The organism is Streptomyces sp. NPDC060205 (assembly GCF_042728395.1).
GTDB lineage: Bacteria > Actinomycetota > Actinomycetes > Streptomycetales > Streptomycetaceae > Streptomyces.
Map to the genome: position 1 here is coordinate 1 of NZ_JBHWZP010000220.1, position 15,729 is coordinate 15,729.

General features: G+C 69.3%; 9 protein-coding genes. 3 read left to right on the forward strand and 6 right to left on the reverse strand.

Features of this window, described 5'->3' with window-relative positions; all coding sequences use genetic code 11:
- Nucleotides 1-182: 182 nt before the first annotated feature.
- Nucleotides 183-1,577 carry a serine hydrolase domain-containing protein gene (locus ACFWGJ_RS30375; RefSeq protein WP_387331082.1) on the forward strand — a complete coding sequence of 465 codons (1,395 nt, stop codon included), beginning with the start codon at nucleotides 183-185 and terminating at the stop codon, nucleotides 1,575-1,577.
- A 172-nt stretch (nucleotides 1,578-1,749) separates the two neighbouring features.
- Here the strand turns inward: ACFWGJ_RS30375 and ACFWGJ_RS30380 are convergent, their stop codons facing one another.
- Both ACFWGJ_RS30380 and ACFWGJ_RS30385 read right to left on the reverse strand, forming a co-directional pair.
- The gene (locus tag ACFWGJ_RS30380) at nucleotides 1,750-2,955 is read right to left on the reverse strand and encodes a PucR family transcriptional regulator (RefSeq protein ID WP_387331085.1); all 1,206 of its coding nucleotides are present in this window, start codon (nucleotides 2,953-2,955) and stop codon (nucleotides 1,750-1,752) included.
- A gap of 139 nt (nucleotides 2,956-3,094) precedes the next feature.
- Nucleotides 3,095-3,439 (reverse strand): RidA family protein, encoded by a 345-nt coding sequence (locus ACFWGJ_RS30385; RefSeq protein WP_387331088.1) that lies wholly within the window; start codon nucleotides 3,437-3,439, stop codon nucleotides 3,095-3,097.
- A 510-nt stretch (nucleotides 3,440-3,949) separates the two neighbouring features.
- Between ACFWGJ_RS30385 and ACFWGJ_RS30390 the strand changes: the two genes are divergently transcribed.
- The gene (locus ACFWGJ_RS30390) at nucleotides 3,950-7,291 is read left to right on the forward strand and encodes a serine hydrolase (RefSeq protein WP_387331091.1); all 3,342 of its coding nucleotides are present in this window, start codon (nucleotides 3,950-3,952) and stop codon (nucleotides 7,289-7,291) included.
- 101 nt (nucleotides 7,292-7,392) lie between these two features.
- Nucleotides 7,393-9,045, forward strand: a complete 1,653-nt coding sequence (locus ACFWGJ_RS30395; protein WP_387331094.1) for a PucR family transcriptional regulator — start codon at nucleotides 7,393-7,395, stop codon at nucleotides 9,043-9,045.
- Between the two features lie 125 nt (nucleotides 9,046-9,170).
- On the opposite strand, the gene ACFWGJ_RS30400 is transcribed toward ACFWGJ_RS30395, so the two are convergent.
- From ACFWGJ_RS30400 to ACFWGJ_RS30415, 4 genes are all read right to left on the reverse strand, one after another.
- On the reverse strand, nucleotides 9,171-10,295 hold the full coding sequence (locus ACFWGJ_RS30400; RefSeq protein ID WP_387331097.1) for an NAD(P)/FAD-dependent oxidoreductase: 1,125 nt from the start codon (nucleotides 10,293-10,295) through the stop codon (nucleotides 9,171-9,173).
- Between the two features lie 80 nt (nucleotides 10,296-10,375).
- Complete coding sequence (locus tag ACFWGJ_RS30405; RefSeq protein WP_387331099.1) at nucleotides 10,376-11,074, reverse strand: ABC transporter ATP-binding protein; 699 nt, start codon at nucleotides 11,072-11,074, stop codon at nucleotides 10,376-10,378.
- Nucleotides 11,071-13,911 carry an ATP-binding cassette domain-containing protein gene (locus tag ACFWGJ_RS30410; RefSeq protein ID WP_387331102.1) on the reverse strand — a complete coding sequence of 947 codons (2,841 nt, stop codon included), beginning with the start codon at nucleotides 13,909-13,911 and terminating at the stop codon, nucleotides 11,071-11,073. Before ACFWGJ_RS30410 ends, ACFWGJ_RS30405 begins: the two co-directional genes overlap by 4 nt.
- 6 nt (nucleotides 13,912-13,917) lie before the next feature.
- On the reverse strand, nucleotides 13,918-15,015 hold the full coding sequence (locus tag ACFWGJ_RS30415; RefSeq protein ID WP_387331105.1) for an ABC transporter substrate-binding protein: 1,098 nt from the start codon (nucleotides 15,013-15,015) through the stop codon (nucleotides 13,918-13,920).
- Nucleotides 15,016-15,729: the final 714 nt, after the last annotated feature.

Genomic DNA, 15,729 nt, shown 5'->3' on the forward strand with positions numbered 1-15,729 from the left:
GTGGCCAGGGTCATCCCGTGGCCACTGTGCCCTGTGTCGAGAAAACACATCACGGAGAAAGGCTGCGACAAGAAGTCGCTTGTCTCTTTCGTAGAGCCGCGCGACAACTGTCAAGGAAGTCGCCGGGCAAGGGTGACTGGTGTCGCGTGTGGCCGATTGCCCGCTCACTTATCTTTGGGCGAATGATGACATCGAAGGAGCTCGCTCGTCGGCTTTCGGAACTGGCCGACACATTCCACGTCGTAGGCGCCTCAGCGGCCCTGTGGCACGACGGCACACTTGTCAAAGCCGAGACCGGCACAGTGAATGTGGTCACCGGTGCCCCCGTACTACCGGACACACTGTTCGCCGCCGGGTCCGTCACCAAAGTGTTCACCGCCTCACTGGCAATGGCGCTCGTCGACGAGGGTCTGCTCGAACTCGAAGCGCCGGTGCAGACCTACCTGCCTGACTTCACCCTGACGAATGCCGAGCGCTCAGCTGCCATCAGCGTACGCATGCTGCTGAACCACTCGTCCGGCCTGCCCGGCGACTACATGCCAGACCTCGTTCCCGGCGATGACGTGCTTGAACGGCTGATGCGAGAGCTCACCAGCCTGCCGGTCACGGGCACCCCCGGCGGGCGGTGGTCCTACAGCAACATGGGTATGAGCACTCTCGGACGGATCATCGAAGTCGTCACCGGCGAGCGTTATCACACGGCACTCAGCAGGCGCATCCTTGAGCCCCTCGGCCTCAACGCGACCGCGGACGCCGAAGAACTCCTCTTGCGCTCAACCGCCGTGGGGCACGTCGTCGACCCCGCCACCGGGAACGCGTCGCGGGTCCCTCGCCTGCGCGCCTGGCCCGAGAACGGCCCGGCCGGGTCCCGTCTGTGGCTCGACGTGGAAGCCCTGGTCAAGCTCGGGCGGATGCATATCGACGGCACGACACCGGACGGACACCGAATCCTGTCCCGCGAGGCACTTCATAAGATGCGCCAACCGCAGTTCGACGATTACTGGGGCTGCTTCCCCATGTACGTGAATTACGGGCTCGGCTGGGCCATCGTTCGCGAGGGTGACGACCCGGTCCTGTCACACGGCGGCGCCAACCTCGGCATGCACTCCAACCTGTATGTCATTCCTGAGCAGAAGGCGGTCCTCGCGGTCCTCACGAACAGCACGACCGGCTTTCAGCTGTACACGGAACTGTGCGAGAGGTTGCTCAAGGAGTGTTTCGATGTCAGCAGTCCCGCTCCGTCGTATCCGCCGGAGCCCAGCCTCAAGGTCGACAACGAGCAGTTCACCGGGGTCTATGAGTCACCCAACGGCCAGGTTTCCGTCGAAGTGCACGGCGGGCGGCTCCATCTGCGCACGACACCTTCACCCGCGTTGGTCGCCTGGGAACGGCTGATGGGCGGCGCATCCGGAGGCGGCCGGCCCTTGCCGCTCGTCTGCATCGACAGCGAACTGCGCCGATTCTCCCTGGACATCGGCAGTCCGGGCGCTCACAGGGCTGTGCAGTTCTACGATCCCGGCGCGGACGGACGTCCGACGCTGGTCCGCGTAGGAACGCTCTACGAGCGGACACTCTGAGACGACGAGGAAGCCGGGACCGCTGCTGTGACCCGATGAGCGGGCCGGGCAGGACACGGCTCCGGTAAGCGGGCCGGGCAGGACACGGCACAGCCGGACCATGGCTGCTTGGCTCCGGCCTGCCCGTGTCGAGGGGCGCCCGGGGTGGGGATGGGGGCAGCTTTTTCTCGGCTCAGGCCAGGCCCAGAAGTCGGGAGACTTTGATGCCGAGGTGGAGCAGGAGGCGATGCTGCCCGTCCGAGAGGTCGAGCCCGGTGACGTCCTCGATGCGACGGACGCGGTGGTACACGCTGGCGCGATGCAGTCCGAGCTCGACGGCGGTAGCCCGGGCATCACCCGCCCTGTCCAGATACAGCTCGGCAGTGGTGAACAGCTCACGGTCGGCCTCAAGCAGCCGCCGCGCCGAAGGATGCACTCCGTAGGTTCCGAGCTGGTCGAACGGCTGCGCGGCAAGCAGCGCGTAGATACCCAGAGCTTCGTGTGCGACCAGAGGGGCGAACGAGGGGACGACCTCTGCCACCCGCAGCGCGTCGAGCGCCTGCGTGTAGGAGGTCACGGCATCGTCGAGGCGGCGGGCCGGGCTGCCCGTGGCGACATGCACGTCACGCCACTTCGCGCTCCGGCCCAACCGTTCCAAGGAGGTCCTGCGGAGGGCGTCCGGTACCTCCGGCGAGCGCCGCAGCGTCACGCTGGGAACCACCAGGACCACATGGTCCGGACGGACCAGGCGCAGGCCACCTCGATCACCGAGCCGGGCGGAGACCGTGTCCAGAGCGATCTGGAGAGCTATGCGGTCGTCCTCGTCGACACCGTCGGCGCCGGCGGCGAGAGGACGTGCCACGACGACGGTGACGTCGCCCCGCGACGCGAACAGGCCGCCCTCGACCAGTCTGGCCGAGGCCATACCCCTGACTTGTTCGTCTTCCGAGAACAGGTCGCGTACCAGCTCTCCCTCCTGCGCCGTGCGCAACTGTGAGACGACACGTTCGCGGAAGCAGATGGCGCCCGCGTCCACGGCCGCTGCCGACGCCAGCTCCAACTGCTCTTCCGACAGTGACCTCTCGGCGTCGATCAGCCACAGGTAACCGAAGCGCACGTTCTGATACACGACAGGCACGGCCACCCGTGGCAGGATGCCCAGCTTGTTGTCGGCCGGAAGCCGCACCGGTCCCGTCGCCCGGCCGAGACGCTGGCGGCGTAGCCACGCCAGAGCCTCGGGTGGGGCCTCGCGACCGAGGATGACACGTGCGCGCCACTCGTCACCCTCGCCGAAGTGTGCGCTGTAGGCCAGCAGTCTGAAGTCCAGGTCGTCGACGGCAACCGCTCGTCCCAGCCGATGTGCGAGCGCCTCCACCACGCGCTGAAGCTCTTCGAGCACACGCCTCACCATCCTGCCGCAGGCTTACGCCGGTCCGCCCACGACTCCCGTCAGCGCGCCTTCAGTCGTACCACGCCATGCGACATCAGTCACGCATCGTAAAACCCGTACGTGACGGGGCAGTCCTGGCGGCGGGCCGTCAGCGGCGGCGGGCCCAGGCTTCGAGTTCGACGAGAGCGCCGAACGGCAGCTGATGGACTGCCACACATGTGCGGGCCGGGGGCTCGGTACCGAAGACCGCGTTGTACCGCTTATTGAAGGCGGTGTAGTCATCCATCGTGGTCAGATAGATGTTGACCTTGACCACGTCGGTTATCGCCAGTCCGGCCGAGTCCAGGACCGCCGACAGGTTGGCCAGGGCCTGATCCGTCTGCTCCGCGGCACCTCCGTCCACCAGACGGCCACCGACGAGGCCGATCTGTCCGGAGATCGCCACCAGGTCCCCGGCGTCCACCGTCGAGCGGAAAAGCGGAAATGCGTCCATCGATTCGCCTCACTTGGGGAAACAGTCAGTCGGTCCCGTTCGGGCTCACTATCGGCCTTCGGACGCCTGAAGTCGCCCTCCAGATGTCCGGTGTCAGTGGTCTCGTTTTCGACGTCTGTCGCATCCGGCCGAGACCAGTTCGTACGCGCTGATGTGCGGCCCCTCCCGCACCGGCAAGCCAACTGTTCCTCTTCGTCCGCCGCGACAAAGAACGGAGATGTCTCTTGGTGTTCCCGACGAGGCGACAACCTCCCCCCGTGGCCTACTTTCTGATATCACCGCTGACAGCTTCGGAACGCGAGGACCTCCATGGCCGTCTGCGATGCACCGGTCCGGCCCCGACCGTGCGCTCAGCAGCCGCCGTGCGGGCATGGACACGGATCACGGCCCCACCAGGCTGGGCCGCCCTTTCGCGATCGACCCGCAGCCCCGTCCTCGGTAGCGCGCAGCACTCCATAGCCCCACACATGTCCGCCGCACCCCAAACCGTCCACGAGGAGACAGCCCGCCTTGACTCGACCACTCGGTATCGACGATCTCTACTCCCTCGCGCTTCCGGAGCAGCCGTCCTTGTCACCGGACGGCACGCGCGTGGTGTACGTGCTGCGCACCGCCGACCGCGACCAGGACAGGGACGAACGGGTCCTGTGGACGGTGCCGACGGGATCGGGCGCGGCTCGCCGTCTCACCCGCGGCCCCGCCGACACCGCACCGGCATGGTCACCCGACGGTGACAGGATCGCTTTCCTGCGCGGAGGCGACGGCCCCGCTCAGGTGTGGCTGCTACCGACCGACGGTGGCGAACCGGAGCCGGTCACCGAGTTGCCGCTGGGGGCCGGCGCGCCCGTGTGGAGCCCGGACGGAACCGCCCTCGCCTTCACCGCTCCGGTGGACCGGCAGCCGTCATCTCGGCCCAAGGCGAAGGTGTCACCTCCCGTGGTGGTGGACCGACTTGATCACAAGGTCGACGGTGGCGGCTTCGTGGGCACCGTCCGCAGCCATCTGCATGTCCTCGACCTCACCGGTCGACGAGTCCGGCAGGTCACCGACGGGGACTGGCACGCCGGCGCTCCTGCCTGGTCGCCCGACGGCCGCCGCCTGGCCTTCTGCGCGGCATGTGGACCGGCCGCCGATCTGACGCTGAACTCCAGGGCCTACGTCGTGGACGTCTCCGACCCCGAAGCGCGGGCCGAGCCACGCCTCGTAGGCGGTGCGGGCATCGCCCAAGCCGTCACCTGGACCGCCGAGGGTGACGCCCTGCTGGTCGTCGGGCGCAGCGACAGCGAACCGGGACACGCCGGCCTGCTGCGGGTGCCGCTGGAAGGCGGTCCCGCGGTCGATCTGACGCGTGGCCTCGACCGCAGCGTCACCGCGGGCGGTCCCCTCTACCCCGGCGCTTCGCCCCAGGCCTCCGACGATGCCCGCACCGTCCTCTTCTGCGCGAGCAACCACGGTTGCAGCCATCTGTACACGGTCGACACGGCCGGCGGTACGCCGCGGCCACTCATCGCCGGCGCGGGCCGCGTGGTCTCCGGTGTCTCCGCCGCCAAGGACACGGCCGTCGTGGTCCTGGCCACCCCCGACAACTACGGCGAGATCGTGGCCGTCGACCGGTCCTCCGGCCAGGAGCGTGTCCTTACCCGGCACGGCGCGGCGCTGAACGACGTGGAACTCTTCCCCGCGCAGGAAAGGGAGTTCGAGATCACCGACGGCGGCACAGTGCACGGCTGGCTGCTGCGCGATCCGGGGCGCACCGGACCCGCGCCGCTGCTGCTCGACATCCACGGTGGCCCGCACGACGTCTGGAACGGTGCTGCGGACCCCGTACACCTCTACCACCAGGAGTTGGTCGCCCGCGGCTGGACCGTGCTGCTGCTCAACCCGCGCGGCAGCGACGGCCACGGCGACGCCTTCCTCACCACCGCCCTCGGCGCCCGGGGTACCGGCGACGCGCAGGACTTCCTCGAACCCCTCGACACCCTGGTCGCCGAGGGAACCGCCGACCCCGAACGGCTCGCTGTGGCCGGGTACGGCTACGGCGGCTACATGACCGGCCGCCTCACCAGCCGCGACGGGCGTTTCGCCGCGGCAGTGGCCGGCGCGATGATGAGTGACCTCACCAGCATGTGCGGCACCAGCGATACGGGACACCGGCCGGCCACCACCGAACTGGGCGTCCCTTCCTGGCCCGACCGCGACCGGTACACCGAACTCTCCCCGTACTCCCGGGTGGAGAACGTGCGCACACCGACGCTCATCGTGCACGGCACGGCCGACGAACAGTGCCCTGTCGGGCAGTCCGAGCAGTGGTTCAACGCGCTGAAGGCCCAGGATGTGCCCACGCGTCTGGTGCTGTACCCCAGCGGTTCGCACCTGTTCCCCCTCGACGGCCCGCCCTCGCACCGCACCGACCTGGCTCGCCGCATCGTGGACTGGGTCGAACACCACGCCGGTGGGGCCACGCCCGCTGGGAGGCCGGCCGCGCGCCCCGTGGACGCGTCGCACTGGCAGCGTCGCCTCGCCGAACTGGCCGAACGGCACCAGGTACCCGGCGCGGTCCTGGGCATCGCCCGCGGCGCGCACAGCGATGTGGTCGCGCACGGCGTGCTCAACAAGGCGACCGGAGTGACCACCACGCGCGACTCCCTCTTCCAGATCGGGTCCATCACGAAGGTGTGGACGGCGACCCTGGCCATGCAACTCGTCGACGAGGGCACCCTCGACCTGGACCTCCCGGCCGCCGACGTCCTGCCAGAACTGCGCCTTGCCGACCCGCAGGTGGCACAGCAGGTGACCATGCGCCACCTGCTGACCCACACCAGCGGCATCGACGGGGACGTGTTCACCGACACAGGACGCGGCGACGACTGCCTGGAACGCTTCGTCGGCCGGCTGGACGAGGCCGCGCAGAACCATCCGCTGGGGGCGACCTTCTCCTACTGCAACTCCGGGTTCGTGCTCGCCGGACGGGTCATCGAGAAACTCACCGGCACGAGTTGGGACCGTGCGCTGCGCGAGCGGCTGGTCGTCCCGCTCGGCCTCGAACACACCGTCACGCTGCCGGAGGACGCGCTGCGCTTCCGTACCGCCATGGGTCATGACGCCGAGGGCGACGAGCCCCCGCGTCCGGTACCCGCGTGGAGTCTGCCCCGCTCAGCAGGACCCGCCGGCCTGATCACCGCCACGGCCGAGGACGTCCTCGCCTTCGCCCGTCTGCACCTGACAGGCGGCACCGCACCGGACGGAACGCGTCTGCTCTCGGAACACGCGGCGCGGGCCATGACCGAGCAGCAGGTCCAACTGCCGGACACACGCACGCTAGGGGACTCCTGGGGTCTCGGCTGGATCCGCTTCGTCTGGGACGGCCACCGGCTGATCGGGCACGACGGCAGCACGCTCGGCCAGGCGGCGTTCCTGCGGGTGCTGCCCGAACAGGAGCTGGCCGTCACGCTTCTCACCAACGGTGGCGCGGCGAAGGACCTGTACCGGGACCTGTTCGGGGAGATCTTCGCCGACCTGGCCGGGGTGGCCCTGCCCGAGCCCCCGCGGCCACCGGCCGAACCGGTGTCGGTGGACGCCGGCCGGTACCTCGGACGGTACGAGCGGGCCGGAACGCGCATCGACGTCATCGACGGCACGGACGGACTGCGGCTGCGGCACACGACGACCGGGCCGCTCGCCGACCTGGTGCCGGAACCGGTCCAGGAGACCGCGCTGGTCCCGGTCTCCGACAGCGAGTTCCTCGTGCGGTACACCGGCAGTCCGTCCTGGATCCCGGTGACGTTCTACGCGTTGCCCAACGGCGACAGGTACGTGCACCACGGCATGCGCGCGACCCCGAAGGTGCCCTGAGCAGACCGCGGCTTGTCGCTCGCGACGAACCCAAGGCACAATTCTGGGTACTGGCGACGAACGACGCCACTCATGTCCGTTCTCCCGCCAGGGAGTAGAGGATGGTGACCGTGCAACCACGTGCCGGACTGTCACGCGTCCTGGAGGACCTCGGCACCACGCTGCTCGATCTGGTCTGCGGTGATCCCCGACGTGCGGACGCCATCGGCGGCGTGGTGATCCACGACACCCTGGACGAACCGGTACTCCCCCGCCAGGCACTGGTCCTCGGTGTCGGTGTGCACGGAGCAGCCGACACCGCCCGGCTCCTTGCATCGCTGGGTGAGGCCGGTGCGGCGGCGCTGGTCATCCGCTCACCCGCCCCCGATGAACCCTTGGTCCTGGAGGCCGCCGAACGCTCCGGCGTCGCCCTGCTCACCCTCACCCGAGGAGCGTCCTGGGCACAGCTCGCGGCGCTGCTGCGCGCGCTGCTCGCGGACGGTGACGTCGGGGAGGCAGGACCGCAGACCCTGGGCGGCACCCCGTCCGGGGACATGTTCGCCGTGGCCAACGCGGTGGCCGCACTCCTGGACGCACCCGTCACCATCGAGGACCGCGACTCCCGCGTCCTGGCCTTCTCCGGCCGCCAGGACGAGGCCGACGACTCCCGGGTGGAAACCGTCCTCGGACGACAGGTGCCCCAACGCTTCACTCGCATGCTGGAGGAACGCGGCATCTTCCGCGACCTCTACCGCACCGACCAGGCCGTCCTGGTCACGCCCACGCAGACGGACGGCTTCCACATCCCCCGTGCCGCGATCGCGGTGCGCGCGGGAGACGAGATCCTCGGCTCCATCTGGGCCGCCGTGGACACCCCGCTCACCTCGCAGCGCACGCGGGCACTCCACGACGCGGCCAAGCTGGTCGCACTGCACCTGCTGCGACTGCGGGCCGGCGCCGACGTCGCACGACGACTGCGCGCCGACCTGCTCTCCACCGCGCTGGAGGGCGGCCCCGGCGCGTCGGAAGCGCTGAGCCGCCTCGGCCTCACCGACTACGCGGGCGTGGTCCTCGCCCTGGCCGTACCCGACCCGCCCGCACCGACCGGCTCGACCGACCTGCACGCCCGGCACGCGGCCGAGCGCGAGCGCCTGACCGACGCCTTCGCGATGCACCTCTCCGCGATCCACGCGCGCGCCGCCACCGCGATGATCGGCGACGTGGCGTACGGCATCCTCCCCGTCTCGCAGCATCAGACCGCCGCCGAGGAGACGGCAGTCCGGGTCGCCTCGGACTTCCTCACCCGGGTCGGCGACCGGATGCGGCCCCTGATCGGCGTGGGCACCCTCGCCCGGAACAGGAATGAACTGTCCCGATCCCGCAACGGCGCCGACCGGGCCCTGCGGGTGCTGCGCACAGGCGGGGGTTCCCGTCGCCTCGCCCACATCACGGACGTGCACGTCGAGGCGCTGCTCCTCGACCTGGCCGACCTGATGGCCGAACGCGGTGACCCACCGCCGGGACCGTTGACCCGCCTGCTCGCCTACGACCAGCGGCACCACACCAACCTGGTGGAGACGCTGCGGAACTGGCTCAACAGTTTCGGGGACGTTCCCGCCGCCGCCGAGGCCATGTGCGTGCACCAGAACACCTTCCGGTACCGGCTGCGCCGCGTGACCGAGGTCGCCGAATCCGATCTCGGCGCCCCGGAGACCCGCTTCGCGCTGATGCTGCAGCTGCGCCTGCCCCATCTGCCGGACCCCTCCGAGCGCTGACGTCCATCGCCCCGAGGTCACATCACGCGCTCACGGTGCACGTGGCGCCAGGGGCATCGGGTTCGCAGTGCCCCGAGCGAAATCCGCTCACGTCGACCGGCGTGGAGGCTGCCGTCCTACGCGATTCACGTGGCCGCGCGGGACAGACGGTCGGGGGCCAGACCGGACGCAGGCACCCCGTAGGCGGCTGTCTCCCCGGACAGCGCTTCCTCGGCAACGATGTCAGCCGCCAGCCGGGCCAGTGCCGGCGCCATCTGGATGCCGTAACCGCCCTGCCCGGCAAGGAAGTAGAAGCCCTCGTGCGCGGACCACGCGCCCACCACCGGCTCGTGATCGGCGACGAAGTTGCGCAACCCCGCCCAAGCACGCTGCACACTGCGCAGCCCGAGCGTGGTCGTCTCCTCGATCGCTTCAAGTGCTCGGGCGATCTCCAGTTCGTCCGGGCGCGGCCGGCCGGGAGACACCTCCGTGGCGTCAGCGGGCGAGCCCAGCATCAGCCCCGCCTCCGGCTTTACGTACCACCGTTCACACGCGTCCACGGCCAGCGGCAGTTCGCAGACGTCACCGTCGTAACGTGTCGGGCTGACAAACGCCGTACGCCGCCGGGGCTGGATGCGGATCCCCGGGATGCCGGCGCGGTCGGCCACCTGATCGACCCACGCGCCCGCGGCGTTGACCACTTTCGCGCACCGGATGACATGCTGGCCTGCCGCGACGTGCCAGCCCTGGCCGTCCCGCTTGATGTCACGCACCGCCGAGTTGAACAGCACGGTGGCGCCACGCTGTCGCATCGTCCTGAAGTAACTCTGGTGCAGGCCGGCGACGTCAAGGTCCGCAGCCGAGCGGTCGACTGCGGCGGAGCGGACCCGCTCGGCCCGCAGCGGTGGGTAGAGCGCCCGCGCCTGGGCAGGGGTCAGGGTCTCCATGTGCGGTGACGTCCGCACCAGTTCGGTGACGGCGTCCTCGCTCGGCTCGTCGGTCGCCAGCCAGAGCAGAGAGCGCAGTTGCAGCAGCGGTACGCCGCTCTCGGCGGAGATCGCGTCGTACAGCGGGCGGCTCGCCTCCGTCAGCGCGCGCACCCACGCGCTTCCGTAGGAAGGCAGGAACGCGGCAGCGGACCGGCCCGTGCTGTGTTCCTCGCCCGAGGCAGCCGCTTCCACCACCACGACCGACAGGCGCTTGGACAACTCCGCCGCGACCGACGCACCCGCCATTCCGGCCCCGACGACAACAACATCACTGCTCAGCACAAGATCTCCTTGGACAACGGTCCCGATGCGCGGATCGGGTCGGTGACGGCGAACCACAGAACCTGGCCCGGGCAACGCTCCTAACGCGGCAGGCTCATGTCGAAATAGCTGTCGTGCAGGGCTTCCAGCTGCTCCGCGAGCTGTTCGGACGTGCCGTGCGCGACCAGCTCACCGTGTCTGAGGACACAGGCACGATCGGCGAGCCGCAGCGCGTCCTGTACATGCTGCTCGACGAACAGGACTCCGACACCCCGGTCGGCGGCCTCACGGACCAGCGTGAGGAGCTGCTTCACGGCGACCGGGGCCAGGCCCATCGTCATCTCGTCGATGAGCAGGAACCGTGGCTCGACGGAGAGGGCGCAGGCGATGGCGAGCAGCTGCTGTTCACCGCCGGAGAGCAGCCCGACGCGCCGGTCCGCTATGGCTTCGAGCACCGGGTAGCGGGGCAGAACCTCCCGTGCGGCCCGACGGCTGTGGGTGCGCAGCTGCAGGTTCTCCCGGACCGTGAGCTGGGTGAACAGCCCTCTGCCCTCACGCACGTAGCTCACTCCGAGCGCTGCGGCGCGCTGGACACCCCGCACCTGCTCCCCGTCGACCCGCACCGAGCCGGACAGCGGCTGCAGCACGCCACCGACGGTCTCCAGGACGGTGGTCTTCCCGGCTCCGTTGGGGCCGAGCAGAGCGACGATCTCCCCGGCATGCACGTGGAGGTCCAGTTCGCGTACGACGGGCACGTTATGGCGGCCGGCGGTCAGTTCTTCCAGCAGCAACAGGCTCACGGCTGCACCTCCTGCGAGACGGGATCGACGGTACGGGTGTCGCCGACATAGGCAGTCATCACGGCGGGGTCGCGACGAACGGCTTCGGGTGTGCCCTGTGCGATGACTCGGCCGAAATCGAGGACGGTGACCTCGTCGCACATCTGCAGGACGAGGGACAGATCGTGCTCGATCAGTACGACGGCGACGCCGGTGTCCGCGACCGTGCGCAGATGCCGGCCCAGCTCGCGGCTCTCGGCGCTGTCCAGACCGGCGGCGGGCTCGTCGCACAGGAGCACCGCCGGCCGTGCGGCCAGTGCCCTGGCGACTCCGACGAGCTTCTGCTGCCCGGTGCTGAGCTGTGCGGGGTGGCTGTCGGCGAGGTGCTCGATGCCGAGGAGCCGGAGGGCGGACATCGCGTCGTCCTTCATGACCCTCGCCCGGCCCACCAGGTCGTTGACGAGATCTCCGGGGCTTCCCGGCTGAGCTGCCACGAGCAGGTTGTCCCGGACGGTCAGATCGAGGAACAGCTCCGTCGCCTGCCAGGTGCGGGCCAGCCCGGTGCCGAAGCGACGGTGGGGAGAGAACCGGCTGACGTCGGTTCCGCGGATCCGGACGGCGCCCTCGCTCACGCAGAAGCCCGCGATCGCGTCCAGTGTGCTGGTCTTGCCGGCGCCGTTGGGGCCGATGAGGCCGTGCAGTTGGCCCGCTCGAACGGCCAACGACACATCCTGTACGGCGCGCATCCCGCCGTACCTCACACTGACGCGCTCGACTTCCAGGGCCAGACCGGAGATGCCCTTCGCTGTGATCAGCGGCGTGGGCGGCGCGTCCGGGGAAGCGACGGCGGCCGAAGGCGTGTCCGCGCCAGGAACGTCTGCCGCAGGCATGTCCGCGGGCGCCGGTACCTCTGCGACGCCGCGTGCCGGTCGGGTGCGGCGGGAGAGCAGGTTCCGCACCGCCTTGCCGTAGAAGCCGGCGGCACCCTCCGGGGCCACGATCGCTGTGCTGATCATGGTCAGGCCACCCAGGATGTCGTACGCGGACCCCAGCGGCACCAGGCCGTCCAGCACGACGTACCACAAGCCGAAGGGCCCGATCAGACCCGCGAGCAGGGCCCCGCCCACGCTGGTGATGCCACCGATGAAAGCGAAGATGAGGAAACTGATGCCGGCCAGATAGTTGAAGCTCTCGATCGAGACGCTGCCGCGCGAGTACGCGAGCAGTGCGCCACCGACGCCGGCGATGAAGCTCGACAGAGCGAAGGCGATGAGTTTTGTCCGCGCGACGTCGACGCCGACCGCGGCGGCGGCCCGCTCATTGGAACGCACGGCGAGGAAGCGACGTCCCGTGGTGCCGTTCAGAACACGGGAGACGAGCAGGCAGCACAGCACGAGCACGGCGAGCACGGTGTAGGTGAAGGGGAGCCGGGCCAGTTCGCTGTACCGCTGAGCGGCCAGGTCCAGGCCGAACAGCTTCGGGTCCGCCAGACCGGAACCGCTCACGGAGACCTGCCGGAGGAACAGCGCTTCCACGGCCACGGCGCCGGCGAGCGTCACGACGGCGAGCTGGGCGCCACGGATCCGCAGTGCCGGTGCCCCCATCACCACGCCCGCGAGGGTGGCAGCGAGCGCCGACAAGAGCACGCTGACCGGGAAGGGCAGCCCGTCCGTGGCCCGGGCCAGCGTGAACGCGGAGACGCCGGCTATCGCGGCCTGTCCCAGGGAAACCTGGCCCACGAGGCCGACCAGGACGACATAACTGAGGGCGATGACCGCGAAGACCATGCTGGCGATCAGGCCGTTGCGCTGAGCCTGCCCGAGCAGCGGTGCCAGCAGCGCCACAGCCGCCGTGCCGAGCAGCACCCACTTCAGCCGCAAGGGCCGTCGCACGACCGCCGGCAGTCGCGAGAGCACAAGTTCACCGCGGCGCGGAAGCTTCTTGCCGAGCAGGACGAGCGCGACGACGATCACGACGAACGGGACCGCGTCGGTCGTACCGCTGGGAAGGCTGTGGGGCCACCACGACTGCAGTTGCATGTACGAGAGCTCGCTCTGCAGCACCCCCAGGGCGAGCCCCGCCGCCGCGGCGACTGCGATGGAGGAGAGCCGCGCGACCAGCAGAGCCGCAAGGCCGGGGACGACCAGCGTGCCGATGCTCGCGGGATTCAGACCGGTGATCGGGCTCGCGAGCAGGAGGAAGAGTGACGTCACCCCGGTACCCAGCGCCCAGTTGAGGCCCGCGAGACGGTTCGGGGACCAGCGTGCGAGCTGGAGGGCGACCTCGTCCTCCACGCCCGCCCGCGTCGCGAGTCCGGCCATCGACCAGCGGTAGTAGGCCATGAGCACGCCGGCGACCACCACCGTGATCCCCAGCAGCCACAGGCGGTCCTGCGGCAGTTCCGTGCCGGCGAACCGGAGACTTCCCGACGGCAGCACCGCGTCCACCACCCGGGAGCCGGCGCCGAACCTTCTGACGAGCAGGCTCTGCAGCAGGGTCAGGATCCCGACCGAGGCCATGATCTTCGACAGCGTCGGGGCATTGCGCAGCGGCCTGAAGACGAGGACGTGGACCAGGCCGCCGAGCACTGCGCTGGACAGCAGCCCCACGGCGAGCGCCACAGGAAGGGGTGTGCTGGTCCCCAGGTGGACGCGTCCTGGGATCACCAGCACGGGCAGTACCAGGTCTCCGGTCCTGCGGAGTTCATCGAAGACGAAAGCACCCCACAGGCCCAGGCTCGCCTGCGCGAAGTTCACCACGCCGGAGCCCTTGTAGACCGTGACGAGGCCCATCCCGAGGCCGGCGAAGACCGCACCGGCGCCCATCCCGAGCAGGGCGAACAGCAGATACTGGTCCATCGCCGGTCAGTCCTTGGTGACGTTGATGAAGTCGCCGGTGATCACCTTCTGCTGACCGCCCGGCAGGACCTTGAGAGAGGCGATCGAACTGCCGCAGCTGTCCTTCGGCAACGGACGCGCAGAGCAATCCACCCAGGCGCCGAGGAACACATCACCCTTGTAGGCCGTCAGTGCGCTTTTCGCCGTGGCCGGGCTGATCTCGCCGCTGATGCCCTTGAGGACATCGGTCAAGGTCATGACGTCGGCGAACCCGTAGATCGCGAACGAGTCGATCCTGTCCTCGGCGCCGGCCGCCGTCATCTGCTTGACGTAGAGGTCGATCTGCTTCTGCTTGGCCTCGGGGGCGGTGTCCCGGGAGTTGGCGGGCAGGAGGCACTGCTGCGTGTAGACGCCCTCCGCCTGCGAACCGAGGGTTTTGATGAACTGCGTGCAACTGCCCGCAAATATGGGCTTGTTCCACCCGAGCTGCCGGGCGGTCTTGATGCCGTTCGTGCAGTCGCCCTCCGCGCCGGCGAAATAGATCGCGTCGGCGCCCTTCCCCTTCGCGGCGGTGACGGCGGCGGCGAAGTCGGGTGAGGCGGGGTTGTAGAGCGTGTAGCTGAGGTCCAGACCGGCGGCCTTCGCGCTTGGCACCACGGTCGTGTCCAGGGTCTTCTTGTACATCGGACCCGCGTCCACACCGATCAGGATCGGCTTGCGGGCTCCGGCTTCCTTCATGACCTTCCAGAAGCCGTTCCAGGTCAGTGACGCCGGCGGGGACGTGAAGGTCACGGAGGGGTCGGTGGCCAGCGTCGTCCCGGACGTGGACACCCCGAAGATCGGGATGCCTGCCTCCTTGAGCGGCTTCAGGAGTGCGTCGGCGCCGAGTTCGACACCGAGCATGGCGACGGCGACCTTCTGGTCGATGAGGTCGTTGGCGCACTTGCCTGCGCTCTCCGGAGCGCCGGTGGTCGAGCAGGTGACCAGTTTGATCGGTCTGCCGTTCACACCGCCGTGGGTGTTGACGTACTTGCCGGCGGTGTCTGCCGCGGCTGCGACTTCCGGGAATGACAGGCCGCCCTCGCCGGTGTTGATGAATCCGACGAGAACGGGGGTTCCGGTCACAGCCTTGCCCCCGTCCGCGCCACTCGCGGCCGAGGGTGACTCCTTGTCGCCGCACCCGGCCAGGGCAAGGAGACCCGCAGTTGCAACGGCTGCGATCCGAGATGCGCGCGTGATGGTGGTGGTTCGCATGAACGCTCCGGAGTGAGGCCCGGCTCGTATCGCCGGGGGCTTCTGTGGATTCCTCTGGACACGACGTGGAAGGGAGGTCTTGAGGGACCGGTGGTACTGCGTCGTCGGTCCGGCCACGTGTGGGGGCGTCCTATGGCGCGAAGCTGACGGTGTTGGTGCGTCAACGTATGGGACGGGACAGCGGAGGTCTCTCGACAGATGTCACGATCCGTACCCTTGTGCCTCGACATCCCGACGATGCGGAGGACGGACGGCGGGTGATGCGTACCCGCCGCTCAGCGTCGCGTCATGGTCCTTCGAGCGATCACAGGCATGGCCCCATACGGCTCTTTACCTGCACGGGGTCCCGCTCCGTGAGCAACGCCCGGGCGATGGCGCCTCGTTGGTGCGTTCCTTCGGAGAGCCGGCAAGGGTGACGCCCGGCGAAGTCCGCGAGCTCGACGGTGTCCAAAGGCTCCTGGGCCCGAGTGCGGCGCTCAGTGACCTGAGGGCGACAGACGACGAACCGCCGCCGGAAGCTGAGCGCCTCCAGCAGCGGTTCGTGTCGCCGTCGCCCATGCGGGCGGGGCGGTCAATTAGGCCCCG

Bases quoted from the DNA above. Each gene is read 5' to 3' on its own strand.
- ACFWGJ_RS30395 (WP_387331094.1), top strand. From the start codon at position 7,393: ATGGTGACCGTGCAACCACGTGCCGGACTGTCACGCGTCCTGGAGGAC.
- ACFWGJ_RS30410 (WP_387331102.1), bottom strand. From the start codon at position 13,911: ATGGACCAGTATCTGCTGTTCGCCCTGCTCGGGATGGGCGCCGGTGCG.
- ACFWGJ_RS30385 (WP_387331088.1), bottom strand. From the start codon at position 3,439: ATGGACGCATTTCCGCTTTTCCGCTCGACGGTGGACGCCGGGGACCTG.
- ACFWGJ_RS30375 (WP_387331082.1), top strand. From the start codon at position 183: ATGATGACATCGAAGGAGCTCGCTCGTCGGCTTTCGGAACTGGCCGAC.